Here is a 23948-nt window from a genome sequence, read left to right on the forward strand (position 1 = left end):
CTATGAAACGTAACCTTCTCACCGCGCTGGCGCTGCTGCCGCTGGCCGCCGCTGCCCAAACCGGCAGCGTATATACCCCCGAGCTGCTCTGGAAACTGGGCCGCCTGGGCGAAATGCAGGTGTCGCCGGACCGCAAAACCGTGGCCTACACCGTTACGCGCTACAACCTGGCCGACAACAAAGGGCAGTCCGATATCTGGACGGTGCCGGTGGCGGGCGGCGCGCCTCGTCAGCTGACCAGCACGCCTACCGTCTCGGAGAATACCCTGAACTGGCGGCCCGATGGCAAGCTGACCTTCCTGAGCGGAGAAAGTGGCACTGATCAGCTCTACGTGATAAGCGCCGATGGCTCGGACAAGCAGCTGCTGAGCCAGTTCCCCGAGGAGGGGTTGAGCAACCTGAAACTGGCTCCCAAAGCTAATTTCGTACTGTACACCCAGGATGTAAAAACCGGCAAATCGGTGCAGGACTGGTACCCCGACCTGCCCAAGGCCGACGCCAAAATCATCGATGACCTGAACTACCGCCACTGGAATGTGTGGGACGACTACAAAGCCTCGCACGTGTTCTTTCAGCCCCTAGGGGCTGATGGCAAGCCCACCGGCTACGGCAAGGACGTAATGGTCGGGGAGAAGTTCGACTCGCCGTTGCAGCCCCTGGGCGGCTCGGAGCAGCTGAACTTTGCGCCCGACGGGTACCGGCTGGCCTACACCTCGCGCAAGCTCACGGGCAAGGCCGAGGCCGAAAGCACCAACTCCGACATCTACCTCTACGATGTGCGCACCGGCCAGACCCAGAACCTGAGCGAAGGCCTGGGTGGCTACGATACGGAGCCGGTTTTCTCGCCCGACGGCACCAAGGTGGCTTGGCTGAGCATGGCCACGCCGGGCTTCGAGTCGGACCGCAACGGGGTGGTGGTATATGATTTCAAGACCAAAAAGCGCGAGGACGTAACGAAGGGCTCGGAGCAGAGCGCCGCCAACGTGCGCTGGAGCCTGGATGGTAAGACGCTCTATTTCGTGAGCCCGCTGGAAGGTACCGAGCAGCTGTTTGCGGTGCCCGCCAAGGGCGGCAAGGTGCAGCAGCTCAGCAAGGGCGCTTTCAACTACAACAGCTTCGAGCTGGCCGGCCCTGGCGTGGCCATTGCCAGCAAAACCACCCAGGCCACGCCCGCCGACCTAGTGCGCGTAGACCTGAAAACCGGCCGCGAAACTGCCCTGACGAATATCAACGAGCAGGAGCTGGCCGGCGTGAAAACCGGCAAAACCGAGGCCCGCATGGTCCGCACCACGGATGGCAAGCAGATGCAGGTATACGTCATCTATCCGCCCGATTTCGACCCCAGCAAGAAGTATCCGGCCCTGCTGTATTGCCAGGGCGGCCCCCAGAGTCCGATTACGCAGAGCTTTTCGTACCGCTGGAACTTCCAACTGCTGGCCGCCAACGGCTACATTGTGGTAGCGCCCAACCGCCGCGGCCTGCCCGGCTTCGGTACCGAGTGGAACAACAGCATCTCCGGCGACTGGGGCGGGCAACCCATCCGCGACTACCTCTCGGCCATCGATAACGTGAGTGCCGAGCCCTACGTGGACAGGGCCCGTTTGGGCTGCGTGGGGGCTTCTTACGGCGGCTACTCGGTGTATTTGCTGGCCGGCAAGCACGAAGGCCGCTTCAAGACGTTTATTGCCCACTGTGGCCTCTACAACCTCACCAGCTGGTACCCCAGCACCGAGGAAATGTTCTTCGCCAAGCAGGATATTGGGGCCGCGCCCTGGGAAACGCCGCAGCATAAGAGCTACACCGACTTCAACCCCCAGCTGTTCGCCAAAAACTGGGATACGCCCCTGCTGGTGATTCACGGCGGCAAGGATTTCCGGGTGCCCGAGGGCCAGGGCATGGAGGCGTTTGGTACGGCCCAGCTGCGCGGTATTCCCAGCCGCTTCCTCTACTTCCCCAACGAGGGCCACTGGATTGGCAAACCCCAGAACTCGGTGCTCTGGAACCGGGTGTTCTTCGACTGGCTGGGCCGCACGCTCAAGCCGGAAGCTTCCGCTACGAAGTAGAAGCTTGATTCACCTCCCAAAACGCAAGCTCTGGCAACGGGGCTTGCGTTTTTGCTTTTCTGCCAACTGACACCTGAACGACACGCCACCACCTCAGCACGCGGCAACCGGCCCGACGGGCTCCGCCCGCCGGACCGGCACGCTATCCGTAAAATTGCCACGGCGGTAAAGCCCCTAGGCAACCGGCTGGGGCAGCCGACGCAGCCAGAACAGCAGCGCCAGCACCACCACGCCGCACCCGAAGCCCAGCACTGGGGCCGACATTACATTCAGGGCCCAGCCCGTAACGTAGGAGCCGGCCACGCCGCACAGATTCACCAGGGCCATGTAGGTGGTAAACTGGGAGCCTTCGATGCGGGGGCGGCACAGGCCCATGAGTAGGGGCAGCGCGGCCACGCTCAGGCTGGGGTCGGCCATGTTCCAGATGAGCAAACCCAGGGTAGCTACGGGCTTGGAGTGCCAGGTAAAGCTCAGGGCGCAGAATACCAGCAGAAAACTACCCAACACCAGCATCACCCAGCGTTGCAGCCGGGCCGCACCCAGGCGGTCGGCCAGCACGCCCCCGGCCACAATCAAGCTTAGTGTGGCCGCGCTACCCCAGCTGCCCTGCAGAATTGACACTTCTGAATCGGCCCAGTGTAGTTGCTGAATCAGGTGGAAGGAATACGCCCAACCGAAGGCACCAAAGCAGAGGTAGGTAAGGGCAATGATGCCGAACAGCAGCAGGGTCCGAGGTTCCAGCATGGCGCGCAGCAGCTCCCGAAATAGCCAGCTTACGGGCGGATTATCGGCGTTGCGGCGGGCTGGGGCGGGTACCGCGCCAAAGCGGGGCAGCAGCCGGTCGGTGCGCTCCAGCCGGATAAAAAAAGTAAGCACCGTAAAAACCAGCAGGGCCCCCGACTGCGCCAGCGCCGCCTGAAAAAAGCCGTAGCGGTGCAGCATCCACGACAGGCCGGCCGCCCCGAGGGAGGAGCCCAGCAGAAAGCCACCCCGCATAAAGGCGTTTACCCGGCCCCGCTCGGCCTCGGGCACCACGGCAATGGCAATGGCATCCACACTGGCATCCTGAATGGAGGCAAACACGCTGTGTACCACGAAAGCCAGCAGCATGAGCCGGAGTTGGGCGGCGGGGTCGTGCACGAGCAGCAGCAGCAAGGAGGCCAGCACTGCCACCAGCTGCGTGAGTACCACCCATTGCTTGCGCTGCCCCAGCACCGACTCCTGGTATTTGTCGATGAGCGGCCCCCATACAAACTGCAGCGTCCAGGGCAAACCCACGGCCGCCGAAAAAGAGGCTACTACGGGAGCATTCAGCCCCTGCCCAATCAGGTAATTCACCACGGCCGTCAGCCCAAAGCCAGCCGGAATGCCCTGCATGATATACAGGTAGAAAAAGGTAAAATACCGCAGGCGGGTACTTTCGCGCAGAACCAGGGCAGCCACAACAATAGGAGGTAAAGAGAAAGTAAAACAGAGCGGAATATAGCACTGCGCTTTTGCGCTCCGGCTAAATAATCAGCTCATTATCAGCAAGGCCCGGCCGGCCGTTGCTGAGTGGGCCTTTTTCGTGTAGCTTTCCTTTTCACGCAGTGGCGCGCGGTGGCTGGCGCAGTGGTTCGCAGTGAACGACCACCCCGAACCACTGCGTATCCCACTGCGAAACCCTGCGAGAAACCAACTATATGATCAACATGTCCATTCGCCGGCTGCTGCTGGCTGGGTTGCTGACGGCGGCTCCGCTGCTGGCCCCAGCCCAAAAAAAGCCCGCCAACGCCCTCGGCGCTATCAAGGAAGCCGATATCAAAGCCGACCTGTTTGCGCTGGCCGATGACAAGTACCGGGGCCGGGAGGGCGGCACCCTGGATGAGCTGCGGGCCAGTATGTGGCTGGCTGAGAAGATGCGTGCCCTGGGCCTGCAGCCCGCCGGCGACGACGGCACATTCTTCCAGTTCTTTAACCTGCAGCGCACCCGCCTCACCAAAAGCAGCCGCCTGAGCATCGGCAGCCATCAGCTACGGCCCAACCACGATGCTCTGGTGTTTGCCCCCACCACCTACGCCGTGCAGGCCCCGCTGGTGTACGTGGGCACCGGCACCGCCGCCGAGCTGGCCAAAACCGACATCAAGGGCAAGGCCGTGGCCCTGCTGTTCTCGGGCCAGCCCGCGGCCGACATGAGCTTCCGGCGCTACCTCAGCCAAGTGCTGCGCGATAAGTCGGCGGAGCTGCTGAAGGCCGGGGCGGTGGCCGTGGTGTTTGTGGCTGATGAGCGGGCCCAGAACATTTACGAGCACTGGGGCCATACCTACGAGCGGGGGCGCTACGGCCTGCCAGGCGACGCCAACGTGGCCGCCGTCACTACCGCCCCTACCCTGCTGCTCCCCAGTAGCGCCCTGAGCTGGGTGCAGCAGGCCGGCCAGCAGTTCACGGCCGATTTGCGCACCGAGTCGTTCCAGTATCCTTCCGTAAACATCGTAGCCACTGTACCCGGCACCGATGCCCAGCTGAAAAACGAGTACGTGCTCTTCAGCACCCACCAGGACCACGACGGGGTGCGGGAGGCCGTGCAGGGCGACTCCATCTGGAACGGGGCCGACGACAACGCCACCGGCTGCGCGGCCTTGCTGGCCATTATGCGAGCCTATAAGCAGCAGCCCGCCCGCCGCTCAGCCTTATTTGTGTTTCACGGGGCCGAGGAACGGGGGCTGTTAGGTTCGCGCTACTATTCGGCCAAACCCACCGTACCCCAGCAGCGCATTGTAGCCGTGCTGAACGCCGAAATGATGGGCCGCAACGCCCCCGACTCGGCCGCTTTGCTAGGCTCCATTCCGCCCCACCGCAACTCCTCCGACCTTGTGAACTTGGCTCTGGAAGCCAACCAGCAGGGCCCCAGGTTCAAACTGGACACCAAATGGGACCAGGCCACCCACCCCGAGGGCTGGTACTTCCGCTCCGACCACCTGCCCTACGCCCGCCTGGGCATCCCGGCCGTCATGTACACCTCCTGGCTCCACCCCGACTACCACACGCCCAAGGACGAAGCCGCCCGCATCAACTACCCCAAGCTCACGCGCATGACCCAGTGGATGTACCTCACCGGCTGGGCCGTAGCCAACCGCCCCGCCCCACCCGCCCGGGAGCCGGGCTTCAAGCTGGAGCGGTAACCAGCACGCTGTACAACTATATAGGGTGCGTTAAGAAAATAGACTGTCCCGATAACCTTCCGCATGGCCGTGTTGCTGCGCCGTCGTAGTGGTTTACCTTCCTCTCCCAAATCTTCCTTCTCATGCTGCTTAGCCAAATCCCTATGTGCCATCTTTTTTTCGGCATGGGGACATTGATGGTCATGGGGTGCCAGCAAGACCGCTCGGCCGCTTCCAGTCCTTTGGCTCCGTTTATACTCCCAGCCATTGCTCCGCCAAAACACCAATTGCCCATACCTGACTCTACCACTGCAGAATGCATTCGTGGGGTTTACCCTCCTTTTATGGGCCGCTTTAGTTTTGCTTCCCATATTGCTTTGGAGGAACCTGACAGTGTGAGCCCAGACGAGCGCCTTACGGATTTCGCGCAGTTCCGCGCGTTGGAAGACAGCAGCAACTTGGGCACTGATGGCTTGGAAATTGCGGCCGATTATAACCAGTCCGTGGTCTACCAAGAGCCCGGCGGTTCGGGACCGTATGCCCGGGTTTTTCCGTCTCAGCGTACTTTCCCAGTCTACGTGGCCAACACGTCGCCTCGCCGTAAACTGTTGTACGGCAAAGACGGCCATGTTTTCGCTATCCAAGAGGCCAAAGACCGTGACGGACAATGGCGGCCCATTGAGAGTAAAGGAGCAGACTTCTGCGACAGTGGGGAGTGGATTCTGAAGCTGCGTCCCGGCCAGATGGGCGTGTTTCTGATGGATAAGTACAGTGGCGAATACAAAACGCTTTTGCGGGTGCGGCTGCAGAACGGAGAAAGCCGCTACGTTTCAGCCCCATATAAAGGCCAAATTGACGAACGGCAGTTCCTCGTAACCTCGCAAGAACGCCAGTCATTGCAAGAAAATCATGGAGCAATCCAGCGGCTGTATTTTAGCGCAGTGCCAGCCTTAGCAGACTCCATTGCCTATCGGTAGTGTTAAGGAGTCATACTCCCTTTTCCCGTTACACAAGTCAGGCGATAAATCAAGATGATAGAAACCCAGGTCAAATCCAGTGAAATCTACCTGTAGAATTTTTTCAGCAACCAACGTTCCAGAAGTGGCAATTAGGCATCACTGCAATTGTCCGGTGTTTAGGTATTTCAAGCGTAATGCTCAGTAGAACCTACAATCCGAGTTGCTGTCATTCACACGCACCAGATGGGAGGCCAAATAATACAGTAGATTAAGGCACAAGCCAGATGATTAGCCGTACTCACTTTGGTGCGCAGTATTCTTTTCTTTCTGAGAGTCTTCCTATTTCAGTACGGCTTCCGTTACCTTCCCAATGTCGCTGCTCACTTTCTGAATGAACTCCAGCTGTTCGCCCAGGTGGGCATCGGGTTGGTGAGCGGGGGCGGGCGTGGGTAGGTCGGCAGGCAGGTTTTCGGGTTCCTGAGTATCAAGGCGGCGGAGGCTGCGGTGCAGGGTTTGCTGGGCCTGGCGCAGGCTTTTGAGTCCGCTGGCCGGCAAATTGGGTCGGGTTTCGCCGTTGAGCAGGGAGGTGGTGATGGAGGCCACGTTGGAGGAGAGAATGTGGTTGAGAACTACAAACTCGTGTACCTCCGTAGGGCGGTGCTGCTTGGCCCGAGGCTCCGACATCATGCGCTGAAAAGCCGCCCCCAGGTTGGCCGACGACACGTACACCTCCTTACGGGCCAGCTTGTAGTCAACCAGGGCCACCGGGGAGCCGACAAGAGCCTCCTGTAAGGTGCGCAGGTACTTCAGATTGGCCCGCAGCACGGCCTTCAGGTAGTCCTGCAGCTGGTCGGATTCCCAGCGCGGAAACAGCAAGTAACCCACCGAAAAGGCCACGAGGCAGCCCAGCACCGTATCGAACACCCGCTCCTCCACTACCTGCACGTAGCCCAGCCCCAGAAAGCTGAACAGGATCAGAATGAACGGCGTCATGAACGTAACGGTAACCAAGTAATTGATGCGCACGAAGCTGTAGGATACCACCATGAACACCACCATTACACTCAGCAGAGCTATCCGGTCGGGAATCAGCCACAGGATAGCGGACCCCAGCACGCCACCCGCCAGCGTGCCCAGCACGCGCTGCACGTTGCGCTGCTTGGTGAGGCTGAAGGCGGGCTTGAGCATGTAGGTAATCGTCATGAGCACCCAGTAGCTGTGATGGCCCGGCAACAATTTGGTACCGACAAACCCGATAGAACAGGCAATAAGCATGCGCACCGAGTGGCGAAAAATGCCCGAGCGCATGGTCAGGTGGTCGCGCAATACCTTCAGATCAAAACTCTGGTGCGTTACAAAGCGGCCAAATTCCAACTCCCGCCCGGCCGGCACCGGCGAGTTGGCATCGAAGTAGGCCAGAATATCCTGCAGGCGACCCACTAAGTTGCGCAGGTTCACCAGTATCTTCTTGAGCATGCGGGTATGGCCGGGGCGGGCGGGGTCTTCCAGCGCATCAATGCGGTTTTTTACCCGCTCCAGGCCCGTCGGCAGGTCGCGGCGGGCGGTGTGGCCGTGGTTAGCCTGAATGGCAAAGCCGATGCTTTCCAGTTCGGCCGCTACTTCCTCTATTTCACCGGCAATGGCATCCAGCACCCCACTGGCCTCAAAGCGGCGGTGCAGGTCGGCGTAGTCGTAGTAAGTAAGAGTAATTTGCTCATAGAGGTCCACCAGATCCACGAAAGTGAGCACCAGCCGGCGGCCCGTGCCGGTGGAGTCTTTCACCAGTTGGCGGGTTTTGAATAGGATTTCGCGGACGGCATCCTGCTTCTCGCTCACGGTTACCTGCTGTTGCACCAGGCGGCGGTAGTCGGCCTCCAGGTTGGTGCCGGTGCGGTAAAACTCCGCTTTAAGGCGCAGAAAATCAGCAATGGCCCGGATACAGTCGCCGAGGGCCTGCTGGGCCACCCGGTGCGGGCGCAGCTGGTTGAGCAGGCCCGCCAGGCTGGCGTACCACAGCCCGCCCAGCACAATCAGGCCGGCGTGGGGCAGTACCTGCCCCGGCGCCACGGGCTTGTCCAGCATCAGAATCATAATGAGCAAACCCGCCGTGCCCACCGTGCCAGCCCGGTTGCCATAAGCCAGCAGCAGGGTAAACACGAAGCTCGCCCCCACCAGCACCACCCCGAGCAGCACGGGGTAAGGCTGAATAAATCCCGTCACCAAAGCCATCAGGCCCACCAGTGCCGTGGCGGCCAGCATACCGTTGCGCTTGTGGTGGGCTGGGCCGGGCATATCGGCCAGACTCACGCACACGGCCCCCAACGACACGGCCAGGCCCACTTCCAGGTCGCCGTGCCAGCCCAGCAGCAGCCCCGGCAGCAGAATGGACAGGGTAGTGCGAATGCCATCCGAAAATTCCTGGCTGGAAAAGAAGTAGCGAAGCTTACGAACGGAATCGGTCATGGGGAGCAACGGAAGCGGGGCGGCGCAGGCTACCGCCGCGGGCCGATTGAGGTAAGCCTTACGCAGCCTCGCCCCGAAAGTATGCACGCCAGCGCCCTGCATGGCACGCAAACGGCAGACAACGGCCAGTGCGCGGGCCGCTGTCTGCCGTGAGAGGCAGCCGAACGAGAAAAGACTAGTACAGGATATCCTCTACCGGCTCCAGCTTGGGCGGCACTTCGGTTTCGCCCAGCATCTGGCGCAGATCAATTTCAATGGAGCGGCAGATGGCCGTCATTGATACGTCGTTCATGTTGTTTTCAAACGGATTCTCGCTGCTGTGGCCCACGGTTTCAATGGTAGAAAACACCCAGGATACCAGCACCGAAAATGGCACCGTGAGCCAGATATGATTGGGCCCCATCTTGGCAAATTCGGTAACCAGGCCCAGGGGCATCAGGGCCGTAAACAGGTACACGAACACCATGCTAAAAAAGGCGTACTGGCGCGGAAACGGCGTGTTCTTGATTCTTTCGCAGCCACCCTGCAGGTTATAGAGTACTTCCAGGGTGTTCATCATGGTCACGTGCTGGAAATCGTTGAGCAGGCCCCGCTCTTCGCGCAGCCTACGCAGCTCGGCGGCCTGCTGCCGCACAATCTGGGCTGGGGGGTTGGCCAGTTGGCGCAGTTTTTCCGATTCCTCTTCTTCCAGAAAGGGAGCCACGGCCGCATCCCACTGCTCCGGCTGGCGGCGCAGGTGAATCCGCAGGGCATTGCACCAGGCAATTTGCCGGTATACCATGCGGCGGTGGCGTTGGGTAAGCTCCTCAGCCGAGGCGGGGGGCGCATCCACACCGGGGGCATCCACCACCGAGGTAACGAATTCCAGAATCTGCACGGCGCTGGTGCGGCTGCTGTTCACGACACCGCCCCACAGCTGCCGGCCTTCCCAGAAACGGTCGTAGGAGCCATTGTTTTTAAAGCCGATATAAAATGCTACGGCCGTACCCAGCGTGGCCACCGGCTGCCACGGAATAGCCACCGAGTGAAAGTTCAGAGGACCGTACACGAGACAGACCAGGGCACTGTACACCGTGAAGACGGCCACCGATTTCCAGCCTAGTTTCCAGATGATATGCCAGCGGAGATTTTCGCGAATGTACACAGAGCGAGGGGGTAAGCGTGAGGGAAGCAGGATCGGCCGGCAAGGTAGAGGGCCAACATTAACCTCCTATTAAACCCGGCAATTCTATACACCCTTACGCAATATCCCCCTCCGTAAGTTGCTCAACCGTAGGTGCGCGGGCTCAGGCGGGCTCGTCCACCACAATGCCCATCAGGCGCATGAGCTGGCTGGCGTTGAAAGAGCGGCACATGCCAGGGGTGAGGCGATAATCGAAGCGCAGCGTCCCATCGGGGTTCAGAAAGCTGTTGAAGCTGACGTTGCGCACGTTGGCGGGCAAATCGGTTTCCAGCGCGGCCAGCTCCAGGTCGTGGGTGCTGATGAGGCCACTGACGGCGCGGTGGCGCAGCTGGTACACCAGGGCCCGGGCTCCCCGGTGGCGGTCCTCGGAGTTGGTACCTTTCAGAATCTCATCGAGCAGATAGAGAACCGGCAGCTGGCTGGTAGCCGGTGGCTGGTTGTTGGTGGTTGGCTGGTTGGAGTCAGCAGTCAAGTCCAGCAGCAGGCGCAGGCGCTTCAGCTCAGCGTAGAAGGAGGAGGTGCTTTCGGCCAGATTATCGTTGGAGCGCATGGCGGTAAACACCTGGGCCGGTCCACAGCGCATGGCCTGAGCCGGCACCACTGCCCCGGCCTGCGCCAGCACCAAATTCAAGCCCACCGTGCGCAGGAAAGTGCTTTTGCCCGCCATGTTGGAGCCCGTTACCACCACCGTTTGCCCGGCTCCGCTCGTCCGGAAATCATTGCGCACTCCCTCGCCCTTAAACAACAACGGGTGCCCAAGCTGGCTGGCCTCCACCGTGAGGGCCGGGGCCGTCACGTCGGGCTCGGCAAAGGTGGGGTTTGCCGCCCGGAATGCGGCCAGGCTCACCAGGGCGTCCAGCTCGGCGGCAGCTTCCAGCAGCGGCTCCAGGCCACCCTGCAACCGGCGCTTCCAGCGCTCCAGCTGCCACATACCCCACAAATCCCACAGCAGCAGCGTATTCAGCCCACCCGCTACGGCGGGGTTCTGGCGGGCCGAAAACCACCCGGCCACTCCCGACAACCGACTTAGCAGCTGCGCGGCCGCCGTGCCACCCGTATCGTGCAATACCTGGTGCAGGCGGCGCAGAGGGGGGCTCTGCCACTGGCCCGCTTCAAACAGGGCCAGTTGGTCGTGGGCCGCCCGCAGCGCGTCCCGGATGGTAGTAGTTTGCTGGTAATACTCGGCCCGCACGGCGGCAAACCGGTTGTTGAGCAGCACCGCTGGCAGCAGCAGTAGCAGCCACAGGTTGCCATAGCCGTTGAGTGCCGCCAGTACCGCCCCCACGGCTAGCAGCGGCAGCACAACCAGCAACGGCAATAGCCAGGCCCGACCGGCAAAAAAATCGGGCGTACGCAGCCAGCCGGAGAATTCGCGGGGGTCCTGTTCCTGGCGGGGATAGTGGCGGGCCCGGGCCTGCCACTCCTGCTGCCACGCTACATCAGGGGCCAGCTCGGCGGCGGCCTGCTGCCGCTCCCGCACGGCCGCCGGGGCGGCTGGGGCCAGCAGCCAGCCAGCCAGCCAATCTTGGCCCAGGCGGGAGGTGCTGCGGTTCAGTAATTGAAATACAGAGTGCGGCCCGAATACGTCGAGGTCGGCGGCGTAGGGGTGCTGAGCATCCAGGTAGCGTAAACCCGGGTCGAAGCCACTGAGCTTGCCTTCCAGCCGGGCCAGCTCGTCGCGGTTCAGTTGGGCCAGCAGGCGGTGATGCTCGCGCTGGTAGCCCACCTTGCTATGCCATTGCACCAGTCCCAGGAACACCAGGTACGCGGCCAGTATCGCCCCAAAACCTGCCAGAATTGCATCAGCACTGAACAGTACCCACGCCCCTACCGCGGCCCCACCAAACACCAGCAGCCGCACCAGGGCCACCAAGCGGTGGCGGCCGGCAAAGTAATTTTCCCGCTCAGTATGATGAGCCAGATTTTCCTGGAATAGCTCGGCGGGAGCAACGGTAAGCTTGCGGAAATCAGCGGAAACGGGCACGGCAGCAGAAACGGGTGAAGCTGCAAAGGTAGGGCTATGCGGTGCTTTCCTCCCGAAGACCAGGACACGCCCGAACTTCGGTTACAACAGGCGGCGCAAGGGGCTTGTGGGCTTCAGAAAACGAGTCATTTCGGCGTAGGTGAAAGATATCCGAAACTGCTGGTCGTAAATTTTGCGCATGAAATTCGACATGTCATCATATTGCACGAAGTGGTTGAAGGTGATTTGACCATCCTCAATCAGCATGTCATCCGGCGGATTATCGGGGCCGATGTGCTGCGCTTGCAGCCCGGCTACATCTACTGAGTCTTGCTCTTCGCTGTCTGGGGCTGTGGGGGCGAGGTAAGCGGCAATCTGCTGCTGCAGCTTCGCGTTACAGGCGGCCAAGAAGGCAACTTTGTGGGCAGGATCAATTTCATCTGGCCCCAGCGTTTCGCCGGTACGTAGGTCTACCACCACTGACCAGAAACGGCTGTTCACGTTGGCGGCCGTATACTCGTCGCGCAGGGCCACGCTCAGCAGGCCCTGATTGTTGTGGGTCACCCGGGAGTCGATGCCGCCGTAGCCCTGGTAGCTGCCGCCGGCATGGTTCCGGTGTTCCTCCTCCAATAACTCCAAGCCCTGTTCCGACAAGGTTTCGATGTCGAACAGCCAGTACAAATCCTGCGTCACTTTCATATCGGCCACCGTAAATTGTGGGGCAGTGAACTCACCAAAGTACGTTTGCTCGCTTACGTGCGCCTTCTGTACTGGTTGTTTGAGTTGGTAAGGCAGAAGTTGGGCTGATAACCGCCGATTCGCTTTGGCCGCCTGCCAGCTACCAGCCAAGCCGCCCTGCGGCGTGGGGCGCAGCCGAAAATAGGCAAAGGATTGAATGGGTTTTCCGCCTTGCCCCCAACCGGCAGCCACTGTATCGGGGCGCTCTGGGTTCATTTCCCGCAGCCATATTTCCCCATCCTGGGCCCGGAAGCCCCACAGCCTAATGGGTTTCTGCTGACTGAGGTAATAGTAAATGCCGGTTAGCTCAGCTTTATCGTTTTGGAAGTTGATGGCCAACCGGAACGGGTATTTGCCGCCCAAAGAGCCTTCGTAGTCGCCCAGAGTTGAGGTGGGCAGTTGCTTATTAGCCACAGTCGCCGGAGTTGCTGGAGGGGTAGCCTTTTGGGAGGCGTTCTTCGGTTCACAGCTTCCCAGCAAGGCCAGCCCGAACACGATACGCAGGAATACTTGCACAAGAAATGGAGGATTAAAGTAGGCGGCGCAAGGAACTGTTGGGCTTCAGAAAGGGCTTGAGCTCCGCATAGGTAAACGTTACTTGGAAGCTGCCCCGCAGGGTTTTCCAGACAAAATTGGACAGGCCAGCATACGAAACCGGGTGGTCGAATACGAGGCCATTCGTACCAATGGTGTACTCATCCGTGCTGCCTGGGAAAAACTCCTGGCTCAGCACCCCAGCCTGGTCTTCGGCCGACAGAAAATCATCCTGCTCGGCCACGCATTCCTTGGACCTTACCGCAAGTTTCCGTTGACCCAGTGCCAGAAACTGGGGCAGCAATTCCGGCTTCAACTCGTCGGTTAGCTGAATAGGGAAGCCTGTTACCAGGTCCAGATTATAGGTTTTACTATCGTACCACACGCTGGCTCCCTGGCCTTCGGTCTGGGTGGTAAGGCTCAGCAGGCCCCGGGCGTTGTAGTTAACCGTATAATCGGCGCTTTGCGTGCCACTGTGTTCTTCCACCTGCTCCCGAAGGCCGGCTATATTGTCTCCCGTCAGGTTCTGCAAAGAAAACCACTGCGCCAGCAGCCGGGTTACGCCCGCGTCGGGCACCGTTACTACCGGTACTCGGAACGCTTGCAGGTGGGTTTTTGGGGTAATGTGCGCCACCAGCCCCGATGGGCGGGTGGCCCCACCAACGCGCCAGAGCTTCACGGGCAGCAGCGTGGTACCGGAGGCATTGAACCACTGGCCCAGCACCTGCGGCTCACTGGCATTGCCCAGGCCGATGGTGAACCAGCCGGTAGCCGCCGCATCTGTCGGCGTATTCTCGCGCAGCTCCAGGGCCTGCGTCGGAACACTAGGTTTGGTAAACCCCTTTAAAGCCAGCGGCTGCCCCTTGGAAAGATAGTAGTACATGCCCGTCAGCAGCGTATCAGCCTCACCCGGGCTCAGCTGCAGCCGAACGGCGTATTTGCCTCCAATCTGGCCTTCGTATGTGCCGGTCAGGGCCTGTAGCTTAGCTACTTGTTCAGCCCGCAGGCTGGCCCAGGTAGTTTGGTTTGCATCCTGCGCCTGAGCGGTTGGGCAGCGGCTCAGCGTTGCCAGCACCACCACAGCGGCTTTTGTATACATATTCATAGTACTATCTATATACTTAATAAGCAAGCAACGAGCTTAACCGGGCAACGCGGCCACGCACTTCAACTCAATGGCTATGGGCGTGGGCAGGCAGTTGATTTCCACGGTGGTGCGGCAAGGCTGGTTGGTCTGGAAATACTCGGCGTACAGACGGTTATAGGTGGCAAAGTCGTCGCGCATATTGGTCAGAAACACCGTCACATCTACCAAATCCTCCCAGCGGGCCCCGGCATCTTCCAGAATGTAGCGCACGTTTTGGAATACTGCGTGGCACTGGCTTTCAAAATCATAGCGCCGGATGTGGCCCGCCTCGTCCAGCTCCACGCCGGGCACCTGCTGCTGCCCCCGCTGGCGCGGGCCTACCCCGGAGAGAAACAGCAGGTTGCCCACGCGGCGGGCGTGCGGGTACAGGCCCACCGGCTCGGGGGCGCGGCCAGAATGGTGGGCGGCGGAAGTTACGTCAGGTTGCATAGCGTCAAATCTACCGAAAAGCCGTTCTTTTCGTATCACCCGGAAACCCAGGCCGGGGCTGGTGCGGTTGTTGTGCCAGCTGGTCAGTCTGCCCTTCTCTGCTTTCATCCGTTATGAAACATGCTTTCCGTTTGCTGCCGCTGGCGGCTTTGCTGAGCACGGCCGCGCTGGCTCCGGCTACCGCCCAAAAGCTGAAGTATCCCAAAGCCGCCGCCGCTTCCGAAATTTATGACGCGGTGGAGAAGCCTGCCATACCGGTGGGCGGCGTGGAGGCCTACGCCCAGTACCTGGCCGACAACCAGCAGTACCCTACCGCTGCCCTGCAGGCGAAGGCCCAGGGCACGGCCACCGTCACGTTTGTGGTGGAGAAAAACGGCTCCGTTTCCAACGTAGCCGTGGCCCAGCCCCTGCACCCCCTGCTGGATGCCGAGGCCATTCGCGTCATCAAAGGCGGGCCCCGCTGGACACCCGCCCAGCACAAGGGCGGCACGGTGCGCCAACGCGTGTCGGTACCCATCACGTTTGAAATTCCGGCCGAAACCGGCAGTGGCACGGCCGCCGCGCCGGCCGGCACCGCCCCCGACGGGCCCATCACCCAAGTAGTAAAACCCGACCAACCTGCCCGTCCGGTAGGGGGCACCGACGCTTTTTTTGAGTGGATTCAGCAAAACCAGAAGTACCCTGCCCTGGCCCGCCAGAAAAAGGTGCAGGGCCGCGTGATGATGGAGTTTGTGGTGCAGAAAGACGGCTCCCTCAGCGAGATAAAGCCTGTTAAGCGCCTTGGAGCCGGCCTCGACGAAGAGGCCATCCGGCTGATTAAGGCTGCGCCCAAGTGGCAGCCCGCTACCTACCAGGGCCAGCCCATGAAGCAAAAGATGGTGTTGCCGGTTGTATTTACGCTGTAGCCCGCGGGCGCTTAGTTCGCCCGCTTTAAAGTATTGTTTCGCCTTTTTCGTCAGCCTGAGAAGTATGGGCTGATTTTCTCGGGTCAGCACTCTGGCTGTACCTGTTTGCTGCTCCGTTATGTTGTCGCCCCTGCCCCTGCTTGCTGCTCCCCCCGTCGCCTTCGGTACGCCTTTGCCCCTGCCCACCAGCTTTTCCATCTGGCCTTACCAGGCTCGGTTCCGGCAGGCGGCCCAGGCTATAGCCACCGGTATTTTTGAGGTACTGGACGAAGATTTGAACCCCTACGTGCTCCTGCTGGCCCTGCCCGCCGATGAAGCCGACCAAGGCAATTTCGACGAGAATCCCGCCCCCATTTGCCTGGAACCCGCCGACTGCGGCCTCGAAGCCCTGGCGTTTCAGGAGGCTCGGGCCCGGGGGCGTTACTATCAGTACCTGCATCCGTGGAGTGCCCCGGAGGGGGAGTTGATGCCCGAGGAAATGGTGCAGCGCAAGCGCGTGGCGCTGGGCCTGCGCCAGGCTGTGCAGGAGGTATTGGAAGACCTGACCGGCAGCAAATACCAGTACTACGCCGGGGCACCGGTACTCATTCAGGCCCACTTTGTGGTACCGGTATTACGGCTCAACCGTAAAGTGGTGCAGGCCTACCCCACCCTCCAGAAAAACCGCTACTACACCGATGGCCGCCTGCTGTCCCACTCCCTGCTGATGTCGGCGGTGCTGCGGTTTCACGAGGAGTGCTTCAAGTCGCTGACGGAGCCGGAGCCCGGCTCGGGCCTGCTGGTACGCCCCCGCGACACCGACGAAATCATCCGCTCGGCCGGCAAGCTGTTCATGGATACCCCGGCCCAGGATCTGGGCATGAACCCCTCGGCCACCAAGCTGTTTGCCACCTGCAACACCATTTCCTCTTTGCGCTACGAGGGTGCCGAGGGTGTGGGCAAGCTGCTGCTGGCCCGGCGGGGGCACCCTAATCTGGCGGAGGTATTTGCCCTCACCTGCCCTACCCCGCTTACCGACTACCGGGCCGTGCGCAAGCTGCTCGAAATGACCACCCACGACGTGAGCCTGCTGGCCGACGGCGAGAATGTGTACGCCCTGGGCCGGCAGATCGGCCAGTATGATGCTGCGCGGGAAGATCTGTTCGTTATCAGCTTTGTAACCCACTACGCCTGGGAGTTTCAGCATGGCGGGCAGGTGCTCATGCGCGCCCACTATGGCCTGCCCAGCCTGCCCCGCACCCGCCTCAACCGTGCCCGGTTCCGCCGCGACCTGAAGCAGACCTTCCAGCTCACCGACAGCGCCAAGGTTGAGCGGCTGTGGGATGTGGTAGTCGAGGCCAGCCGCCAAAAGCATGGCACCCTGCTGGTCATCACCACCGAAGCCCTGGCCGAAGCCGACCGCCTCAAGCTGCAGTGTACGCTCATAGAGCCCGTGCCGCTCACTCCGCTCATTACCCGCCTGGTTACCGCCATTGATGGGGCCGTACTCCTCGACCCGGAAAGCTACTGCTACTCCATCGGGGTTATTCTGGATGGTAAAGCCTCCGGCCACGGCACCAGCACCCGCGGAGCCCGCTACAACTCCGCTATTCGGTACGTGGAAAGCTCTCCTTATCCTTGTCTGGCCATTGTGGTGAGCGAAGATGGCCTGGTGGACGTGATAACTAAGGAAAGCCTCCGGGACGAAAACTAGGGTCTGGTTAGCCCGCTTTAGCCAGTTTCTTCAGCTGCTTTAGCTCCGCCCGTTTTACTTCCCTGAGTTCCTGGCCCCGGTTGCAGAGGCTGGTAGCAAAGTAGGGCGTGATGAGCGTGGCCGGGCCGCCATCTGCGGGATACTTCTCACTGATCTGATAACCATACAATAGGTACGCGGAACCCACTTTGAACTCCCGGCCGCAGGAGGCACTCTGGGTTTCGGACGACACTTGTACCGTGGATTCAGTTGTCAGCCCTTTATACTTGCGCGCTACGGCAAACGTATAGCGGAATGTTTCATGCTGCGTGAGCCGTACGCGCTGCTCCAGCGGGCCTGTGTCGGAAACCCGGAGCGTATCGGTTGCCACTACTTTTTCTACACTTAGTACGCGCCCCACGAATACCAATGCGTCGCGCTGGTAGGCAGCAGCAACCTGCTCTTTTTCGGAGCCAGTGGCACCAACGCAGGAACAGGCTAACGCAGCAGAAGAGTGCAGTAGCAGGAGCAACAGGATTACAGGAACAGATTTCATACGAAGAAGGGGTTTACAGTTTATCTGGCCGCCACCTGCTGGCTATGCATAAGAGCTGAGGTGCCCAGGGACGATCCGAAGGCCAAAGGCAGGTGCTTGCTCTTTAGATGCCCTTTCCGCTTCTATTCCACATAACCACCCTTCTTTTTTTTGCCAACCAGTAAAACGGACTCAACTACTGTTTCCACTACGCTCTACGACGTTGTGCAACAAACCTACACCGCTTACTTCCTGGCCCGGAACGACCAGGTAATACGGAAGGTAGCTACCGTGTCGCTGGCAGCATCGAGGCCAGTGCTGGTGCACACTACCGTGCGGCCTTCGCCGGTGGCGCGGCTTTCGGCAATGGCTTGGGCAATGGCGGCCCCGTCGGTACTGGTGAAGCGAATGAGGCCCACGGCTTTCTTGCTAAAATCGGCTTCCAGGCCTACTACCAACATAGATACCGGCGGCCCGGCCTGTACGTGCATCATGCTCAGCAGCCCGCTAGCCATTTCGGCCGCCATACTCAGGCAGGCGAAATAAATGCTGCGAAATGGGTTCTGCGTCAGGTATTTGTAGGGCACCGTTACGGTGGCCCGCTCCGCCGTTAGCTCCGCCACGCGCAAGCCGGCTAAGTAGGCCATTGGCAGCCGCCGCAGCATAAACAGCTTCAGCTTAAGCGGATTGCTGATGTCGCGGCGGAATTTCTCCAGGCGGGCGGCATCGGCCGGAATGGCGGCAGTGGGCGAGGTCATGGCTATGGTAGTTGGGCAGCTGCAATGAACAAAAAATACTCGGCATGCTGAGTATATTCTTCTTCAGCCTGCGCTAACCACGCAAGCTGGCGGCATTTCAGTTCCCTACTTTCCCGTCCTCTTACCTACGGGGGCCAAAAGCTGGCAGCTAGCAAAACCGGCAACGAAGAGCCGGTAGCTTACTGCTTTTTCTTGGTTCGCGCCGGCTTTGGCGACGTGACGGGGGAAGTGGCTGCTGGGGTAGCAGGGTGTATAGTCAGCTCTTTGTAGCCAAAGGTCGGATCAGCTTCCCGGCGGAATTCCACCTCCGGCAATTCTCCAATCACCAGTTCCAAGGTGGTGTACACTAGGTTGCCATCCAGCAAGTGCCCGCCCACGGTACGGCCGGTGGAGTCGGATACGGAGAGGTGCAGGTGGCTGCCGCTGACGGCCAGCGTGCCCACCAACGACACAACTTCGAAATGGCCGTGGTACACTGTGGGCCCTTCCTGGTTAGCCAGGCGCAGGGTGGCGGTGGTCAGGCTGCCTACGCCCGTCAGAATGCAGGCGGCCTTCAACTGGTGCTGCCGGGCAAAGGCTTGCAACTCCTGGCGTACATCCTGCCCTGGCCGGAGGCGGAGGGCGTAGGTGCGCATGGCGGAAGAACCCGATACTGGCGAAGCAGCAGACATAACAGAAGAGGTAGTTTGAGCAGCGGCCCGGCGGTGCCCTAAATCCAGCACAAGCATAAAAACGCAGAACGCGAACCGTTGAACGGAGGAAGGCAGCATGGCCGAAATATACGCAGCCCCTGCCCGACCAAGGGCCGAACAGGGGCTGCGTACCATGAGGGCGGTAGCTTAGCGGTTGAAGCTCACATTGCCGTAGCGCACCTTAATGTTCACGTTGCTGGCGTTGCGGGCCGGCACAGCAGCCCCGAAAGAGCCTTGCAGGTCGCTGGAGCCGGCAGTGGTTTCTTCTGAGGCTACCTTCACCAGGCGCTTATCTACCAGCAGCTGGCCATGCTCAGTATTCACATCGAAATCAAAGGCTACCCCGTCCGGGAAGTTGAGCAGGATAGTGCTGTAACCGCCGTCGAGGTTGATTTGCTGGAAGTTTTTACCCGTGTTGCGCACCTCAAAGCTGGGGCAATACTGCAACTTCATATCCAGCTGGTTGCTGAGCTTATCAATGCTGAACTTGGAGTAGCCGGAGGTGCCGCGCAGGTTGCGCACCGTGCCCAAAGCCACGTCGCCGTATTTGCTATGCACGGTCAGGTCCTGCACCGTGCCAATATCGATGGTTGAAGAATTGTTGCGCAGGTCCACCGTGCCGCCATCGGTGAGGCGTAGCTTGGAGTAGGAAGCATCTACGGCCATGCGGCGGGCGAAGGGCACGGAGCATTGCGCGTTGCACAGGCGCACTGTGTTACGGGGACCATCCAGACGGGCGGTACGCAGGCTGCCGTACTCCACGGCCAGCTCGGTGGCACCGCTTACGTCGCCGGTCAGGCTGATTTCGCCGAAAGTATTGTGCAGGGCCATGGGCGTGTTTTTGGGCACCCATACGGTATAGTTCACCTCGTAGAGCTTGGTGCGGCTCCAGCACTCCCGGGGCATGGCCCCAAAACGGGAGCGGACCACAATTCCACCAGTGGTAGGGTCCTTATCCTGCAGCTGCACCTGAATCATATCCTGGAGCTGCTGGGCTTTTTCGTCGGTATCGGCCCGGGTTATCACGTCTACGTCCGTCCGGATTTCGGGCCGGTTCCACACGTTTACCTGAACCCGGCCGTAGCGCGTATCGAGAGTATAGAGCTTGGTGGCACTGGCCGGAAACGTCCGGCTGATTTTGCGCACCTTCTCTACTGCCGGCGTGGGCTGGGCTTCATCTTGCGGGCCCTGCCCATTGTTACCCTGAACCGGGCCGCCCTGGCGGGCATCGGGCGTGCCTTGGCCAGCACCCGGCCAGCCAAGCGGAGCAGGCTCACAGAAGTACACGGCCGCTAGTTCGGAACCGCCTTCCGCTACTTGGGCCCGGCTACTCAATGGGACGGTACCCGCTAAACCTAGCAGCACCGCCAGGCAACTAGCACGGCTGGTATATATAAAAGATGAGCGCATAGGTTACGGAATCCGGCGGTTGTCGGCTACCATGTAGGGCTGGCTATGATAGTCCCGAATTCGCTCCCGTGTGTGCAGCTGCTGGGTCAGCAAATCCAGCCGGATTTGCATGTTGCGGTTCATAGCTTCCAGCACTACATCCGGTTCAGGGTTGCGGTACAACTCGGCTTTGAGCTGCTGATAGGTAGAATCCAGGGCCGTCAGCTCCTGCTGCCAGTCGGCTTTAGGAGCGGCACCCACCGTTTCGGCTGCTACCTCATGCAACTCCTGCTGGCGCTCCGCAATCTGGGTGGCGTAGTAGGCTTCCATGCGTTGCACGGCGCTGGCCAACCGCTGCTCGGGGCCGGCAGCAGCCGTCGTAGCCGTCAGGTCGGAGCCCGCGTAGAAGTCCTGATCAGGCGCAGCGGGGGTTACTGCAGTCAGGGCCGGCTGGCCAGTACGCGTCCAGATGGTGGCCTCGGTGCGGTGCTGCCAAAACCACGTACCCAGCAGCAGCAGGGCGGCCACGGCGGCAGCCATACCGTAAGGGCGCGCCGAGCGCACCGCCGCCATATCGGGGGCCGCAGCCGGAGCCAGCGGAGTTACTTCGGCTGTTGGGAATAGGGGCACTACGCGCAGAGGCGCAGTTTCTTCCGCCGCTTGGGTAGCGCTTAATTCTAAATCCAGGGCAATATCATCCCAGAGGTCAGCGCGGGGCTCAAACGCGTCGAAATCGGCGCGGTGGTGTTCCACAAAGGCTTCCAGTCCGGTTTTCTTCTCGTTCATGGTAGGTGGTAATGGTAGGGCGGCAGGCCAGGAGCAAACTGGTCGGGATGGTTGGGTGGGCCAGGGAAAAAGCGGCTGGTCCGGGATGCCGCGCCTGCGGTCAGAGGGATAAAATCAGGTGGCAGAATTACAGCCCGTGCTGGCGGGCCAGCTCCAGAAGTTTTTTCCGGGCCCGGCTGTACTGCGACTTCGAAGTAGATTCAGTGATGTTGAGAATACCGGCAATTTCGGCATGGTCGTAGCCTTCCAGCAGATAAAGCGTGAGCACCACGCGGTAGCCATCGGGAAGTTCCTGCACGCAGCGGCGCACCACATCGGCCCGCCAGCTGAGCTCCTCCCCATCCAGGCTACCAACAGTATCGGCCTCGGGGGCAGCGCCATCGTGCTGCTCGGCCAGGGGCACCAGCTGCAGGCGCCGGTTGCGTAGGCAGTTGATGCTCTTGTTGATAACGATGCGCTTCAGCCAGGAGCCAAACGACGAATCCCCTTTGTAGCTGTGCAATTCCCGGAAGGCGCTCAGAAACGACTCCTGCAATACATCCTCCGCCTCAGCATAGTCGCCCGTGATGCGCAGACTAGCGTTAAACATGGCTTTGGAGTAGCGCTTGTAGATTTCGGCCTGGGCCCGCCGGTCGCCCAGGCGGCACCGCTCGACCAGCGGCGCGTTGATGTCAGTGTACGCAAATGCCTCCATTGGTTGCTGTGTTGGCGGGGATTCGGAAACGAGAGAATCGTAAATATCCAACTTTCCGGGGTAAAGCGGCGGGTGCTGGTAGGTAAGCAAGTGAAAGACAGCGGGCCGCGGGGCGGGGTTGCACTGCCTGTGCGGTATTAACACAAGCCCCGGGCGTTTTCGTGCCAGGCCCGCTGCCCCACCCCACACAAAACGGCCCGCCCGGATAAACCAGGCGGGCCGTTTGGGCTGCATATGAAGGTTAACGTTGGCGCCTATACATCAAACTTGATGCCCTGGGCCAGGGGAAGCTGGGTGCTGTAGTTGATGGTGTTGGTCTGGCGGCGCATGTACACGCGCCAGGCGTCGGAGCCGGACTCCCGGCCGCCGCCGGTTTCCTTCTCGCCACCAAACGCGCCGCCAATTTCAGCCCCGCTGGTACCGATGTTTACGTTGGCAATGCCGCAGTCGGAGCCGGCGTGGCTGAGGAAGGCTTCGGCCTCGCGCATGTTCACCGTGAAGATGCTGGAGGAAAGGCCCTGCCGCACCCCGTTTTGGGCGTCAATGGCGTTTTCTACGCCGCCGCTGTACTTGATGAGGTAAAGAATAGGGGCAAAGGTTTCTTCCTGCACGGTGTGGTACTCGTTGCGGGCTTCTACTAGGGCCGGCTTCACGTAGGTGCCAGTTTCGTAGCCGGCGCCGCTCAGCACTTCGCCCCCAATCAGCAGCTTGCCACCCTCGGCCTGCACGGCTTCCAGGGCTTTCTGGAAATTCTCCACGGCGTCCTTATCAATGAGCGGGCCTACCAGGGTGCCTTCCTGCAAGGGGTGGCCGATGGGTAGGTTAGGGTAGATTTTGAGCAGGCGGGCCTTTACATCCTCGTAAATCGAGTCGTGGATGATGAGGCGGCGGGTGGTGGTACAACGCTGCCCGGCCGTGCCCACGGCCCCGAACACAATACCCGGAATGGCAATGCCCAGGTCGGCATTTTCGGTAAGGATGATGGCGTTGTTACCGCCCAGCTCCAGCAACGCGCGGCCCAGGCGGGCCCCTACCACCTCGCCCACTTTCTTGCCCATGCGGGTGCTGCCCGTGGCCGATACCAGCGGCACGCGGCCATCGGCGGCCATTTTAGTGCCAATTTCCGCGTCGCCAATCAATAGGTTGAAGATGCCTTCGGGCAGCTCGTTTTCACGCAGTACGTCCCGTAGAATGTGCTGCACGGCTACGGCCGTGAGGGGCGTTTTCTCGGAGGGTTTCCAGATGCAGGTGTCGCCGCACACAGCGGCCAGCATGGCATTCCAGCTCCACACGGCCACCGGAAAGTTGAAGGCCGAGATGATGCCCACCACGCCCAGCGGGTGGTACTGCTCGTACATGCGGTGGCCGGGCCGCTCCGAGTGCATGGTATAGCCGTGCAGCTGGCGGGAGAGGCCCACGGCAAAGTCGCAGATGTCAATCATTTCCTGCACTTCGCCCAGGCCTTCCTGCAGGATTTTACCCATTTCATAGCTCACCAGCTTACCCAGGGGCTCTTTGAACTCGCGCAGCTTGTTGCCAATCTGGCGTACAATTTCGCCGCGCTTAGGAGCGGGCACCAAGCGCCATGTTTTAAAGGCTTCCTGGGCTTTCAGCACTACCTGCTCGTAGTCGTCGGCGGTGGCGAGGGCTACGGTGCCAATGGTACGGCCATCGGCGGTGGAGGTAACGGTGCGGGTGTTGCCATTATCGGCGCCGCCCCAAGTGAGGCCGGTGCTCCAGGCCGCGTTGTGAGCCGTAATGCCCAGCTCGCGCAGCACCTGCCGGATGCCGTGGTGGTCGTGGTCCTGTACGTCGGTGCCGGTGGCAACGGCTTCTTCAAGCGCTTGTTTCATGGGAGTGAAAACGAATATGGTGGGTGGGAAATGGAAAGCAAGTAC

Annotated in this window: 19 protein-coding genes; 5 read left to right on the forward strand and 14 right to left on the reverse strand. The window is 60.7% G+C overall.

What is annotated here, in order from left to right; all coding sequences use genetic code 11:
- Positions 1-2: 2 nt before the first annotated feature.
- The gene (locus ROI90_RS02750) at positions 3-2063 is read left to right on the forward strand and encodes a S9 family peptidase (RefSeq protein ID WP_315996818.1); all 2061 of its coding nucleotides are present in this window, start codon (positions 3-5) and stop codon (positions 2061-2063) included.
- Positions 2064-2237: 174 nt separating this feature from the next.
- Here the strand turns inward: ROI90_RS02750 and ROI90_RS02755 are convergent, their stop codons facing one another.
- Positions 2238-3506 (reverse strand): MFS transporter, encoded by a 1269-nt coding sequence (locus ROI90_RS02755; RefSeq protein WP_315996819.1) that lies wholly within the window; start codon positions 3504-3506, stop codon positions 2238-2240.
- 239 nt (positions 3507-3745) lie between these two features.
- On the opposite strand from ROI90_RS02755, the gene ROI90_RS02760 reads away from it, so the two are divergent.
- Complete coding sequence (locus ROI90_RS02760) at positions 3746-5224, forward strand: M28 family metallopeptidase (RefSeq protein WP_380229067.1); 1479 nt, start codon at positions 3746-3748, stop codon at positions 5222-5224.
- 122 nt (positions 5225-5346) lie between these two features.
- Positions 5347-6180, forward strand: coding sequence for a hypothetical protein (locus ROI90_RS02765; RefSeq protein WP_315996821.1), 834 nt, complete (start codon positions 5347-5349; stop codon positions 6178-6180).
- Between the two features lie 321 nt (positions 6181-6501).
- On the opposite strand, the gene ROI90_RS02770 is transcribed toward ROI90_RS02765, so the two are convergent.
- From ROI90_RS02770 to ROI90_RS02795, 6 genes are all read right to left on the reverse strand, one after another.
- The gene (locus ROI90_RS02770; RefSeq protein WP_315996822.1) at positions 6502-8625 is read right to left on the reverse strand and encodes an FUSC family membrane protein; all 2124 of its coding nucleotides are present in this window, start codon (positions 8623-8625) and stop codon (positions 6502-6504) included.
- A 175-nt stretch (positions 8626-8800) separates the two neighbouring features.
- Positions 8801-9769, reverse strand: a complete 969-nt coding sequence (locus ROI90_RS02775; RefSeq protein WP_315996823.1) for a bestrophin family protein — start codon at positions 9767-9769, stop codon at positions 8801-8803.
- Between the two features lie 142 nt (positions 9770-9911).
- Entirely contained in the window at positions 9912-11792 is a 1881-nt protein-coding gene (locus tag ROI90_RS02780; RefSeq protein ID WP_315996824.1) for a MutS-related protein, read from the reverse strand.
- An 81-nt stretch (positions 11793-11873) separates the two neighbouring features.
- Positions 11874-12923, reverse strand: a complete 1050-nt coding sequence (locus ROI90_RS02785; RefSeq protein ID WP_315996825.1) for a hypothetical protein — start codon at positions 12921-12923, stop codon at positions 11874-11876.
- A gap of 115 nt (positions 12924-13038) precedes the next feature.
- The gene (locus ROI90_RS02790) at positions 13039-14142 is read right to left on the reverse strand and encodes a hypothetical protein (RefSeq protein WP_315996826.1); all 1104 of its coding nucleotides are present in this window, start codon (positions 14140-14142) and stop codon (positions 13039-13041) included.
- Between the two features lie 42 nt (positions 14143-14184).
- A complete protein-coding gene (locus tag ROI90_RS02795; RefSeq protein ID WP_315996827.1) occupies positions 14185-14619 on the reverse strand; it encodes a RidA family protein in 435 nt (144 codons plus the stop codon).
- Positions 14620-14732: 113 nt separating this feature from the next.
- On the opposite strand from ROI90_RS02795, the gene ROI90_RS02800 reads away from it, so the two are divergent.
- Both ROI90_RS02800 and ROI90_RS02805 read left to right on the forward strand, forming a co-directional pair.
- Positions 14733-15524, forward strand: coding sequence for an energy transducer TonB (locus tag ROI90_RS02800; RefSeq protein ID WP_315996828.1), 792 nt, complete (start codon positions 14733-14735; stop codon positions 15522-15524).
- A gap of 118 nt (positions 15525-15642) precedes the next feature.
- Complete coding sequence (locus ROI90_RS02805; RefSeq protein WP_315996829.1) at positions 15643-17217, forward strand: DNA integrity scanning protein DisA nucleotide-binding domain protein; 1575 nt, start codon at positions 15643-15645, stop codon at positions 17215-17217.
- 7 nt (positions 17218-17224) lie between these two features.
- Here the strand turns inward: ROI90_RS02805 and ROI90_RS02810 are convergent, their stop codons facing one another.
- The 7 genes from ROI90_RS02810 to amaB form a co-directional block, all read right to left on the reverse strand.
- A complete protein-coding gene (locus ROI90_RS02810) occupies positions 17225-17752 on the reverse strand; it encodes a hypothetical protein (RefSeq protein WP_315996830.1) in 528 nt (175 codons plus the stop codon).
- Positions 17753-17976: 224 nt separating this feature from the next.
- Positions 17977-18489 carry a PaaI family thioesterase gene (locus ROI90_RS02815; protein ID WP_315996831.1) on the reverse strand — a complete coding sequence of 171 codons (513 nt, stop codon included), beginning with the start codon at positions 18487-18489 and terminating at the stop codon, positions 17977-17979.
- Positions 18490-18668: 179 nt separating this feature from the next.
- Positions 18669-19160, reverse strand: coding sequence for a PPC domain-containing DNA-binding protein (locus ROI90_RS02820; protein WP_315996832.1), 492 nt, complete (start codon positions 19158-19160; stop codon positions 18669-18671).
- Positions 19161-19328: 168 nt separating this feature from the next.
- Positions 19329-20591: a hypothetical protein gene (locus ROI90_RS02825; protein WP_315996833.1), complete on the reverse strand. Its 1263-nt coding sequence runs from the start codon at positions 20589-20591 to the stop codon at positions 19329-19331.
- Positions 20592-20594: 3 nt separating this feature from the next.
- Positions 20595-21356, reverse strand: a complete 762-nt coding sequence (locus tag ROI90_RS02830) for a hypothetical protein (RefSeq protein WP_315996834.1) — start codon at positions 21354-21356, stop codon at positions 20595-20597.
- Positions 21357-21483: 127 nt separating this feature from the next.
- Complete coding sequence (locus tag ROI90_RS02835) at positions 21484-22050, reverse strand: RNA polymerase sigma factor (protein ID WP_315996835.1); 567 nt, start codon at positions 22048-22050, stop codon at positions 21484-21486.
- Positions 22051-22304: 254 nt separating this feature from the next.
- Positions 22305-23903 carry an L-piperidine-6-carboxylate dehydrogenase gene (gene amaB / locus ROI90_RS02840; protein ID WP_315996836.1) on the reverse strand — a complete coding sequence of 533 codons (1599 nt, stop codon included), beginning with the start codon at positions 23901-23903 and terminating at the stop codon, positions 22305-22307.
- Positions 23904-23948: the final 45 nt, after the last annotated feature.

The sequence above is a fragment of the Hymenobacter endophyticus genome, from assembly GCF_032464715.1.
Taxonomy (GTDB): domain Bacteria; phylum Bacteroidota; class Bacteroidia; order Cytophagales; family Hymenobacteraceae; genus Hymenobacter; species Hymenobacter endophyticus.

What these genes read in the sequence shown, in the direction of transcription:
- ROI90_RS02750 (WP_315996818.1), top strand. Translation starts at nt 3, where the DNA reads ATGAAACGTAACCTTCTCACCGCGCTGGCGCTGCTGCCGCTGGCCGCC.
- ROI90_RS02760 (WP_380229067.1), top strand. Translation starts at nt 3,746, where the DNA reads ATGATCAACATGTCCATTCGCCGGCTGCTGCTGGCTGGGTTGCTGACG.
- ROI90_RS02765 (WP_315996821.1), top strand. Translation starts at nt 5,347, where the DNA reads ATGCTGCTTAGCCAAATCCCTATGTGCCATCTTTTTTTCGGCATGGGG.
- ROI90_RS02770 (WP_315996822.1), bottom strand. Translation starts at nt 8,625, where the DNA reads ATGACCGATTCCGTTCGTAAGCTTCGCTACTTCTTTTCCAGCCAGGAA.
- ROI90_RS02790 (WP_315996826.1), bottom strand. Translation starts at nt 14,142, where the DNA reads ATGTATACAAAAGCCGCTGTGGTGGTGCTGGCAACGCTGAGCCGCTGC.
- ROI90_RS02795 (WP_315996827.1), bottom strand. Translation starts at nt 14,619, where the DNA reads ATGCAACCTGACGTAACTTCCGCCGCCCACCATTCTGGCCGCGCCCCC.
- ROI90_RS02800 (WP_315996828.1), top strand. Translation starts at nt 14,733, where the DNA reads ATGAAACATGCTTTCCGTTTGCTGCCGCTGGCGGCTTTGCTGAGCACG.
- ROI90_RS02805 (WP_315996829.1), top strand. Translation starts at nt 15,643, where the DNA reads ATGTTGTCGCCCCTGCCCCTGCTTGCTGCTCCCCCCGTCGCCTTCGGT.
- ROI90_RS02810 (WP_315996830.1), bottom strand. Translation starts at nt 17,752, where the DNA reads ATGAAATCTGTTCCTGTAATCCTGTTGCTCCTGCTACTGCACTCTTCT.
- ROI90_RS02815 (WP_315996831.1), bottom strand. Translation starts at nt 18,489, where the DNA reads ATGACCTCGCCCACTGCCGCCATTCCGGCCGATGCCGCCCGCCTGGAG.
- ROI90_RS02820 (WP_315996832.1), bottom strand. Translation starts at nt 19,160, where the DNA reads ATGTCTGCTGCTTCGCCAGTATCGGGTTCTTCCGCCATGCGCACCTAC.
- ROI90_RS02825 (WP_315996833.1), bottom strand. Translation starts at nt 20,591, where the DNA reads ATGCGCTCATCTTTTATATATACCAGCCGTGCTAGTTGCCTGGCGGTG.
- ROI90_RS02830 (WP_315996834.1), bottom strand. Translation starts at nt 21,356, where the DNA reads ATGAACGAGAAGAAAACCGGACTGGAAGCCTTTGTGGAACACCACCGC.
- ROI90_RS02835 (WP_315996835.1), bottom strand. Translation starts at nt 22,050, where the DNA reads ATGGAGGCATTTGCGTACACTGACATCAACGCGCCGCTGGTCGAGCGG.
- amaB (WP_315996836.1), bottom strand. Translation starts at nt 23,903, where the DNA reads ATGAAACAAGCGCTTGAAGAAGCCGTTGCCACCGGCACCGACGTACAG.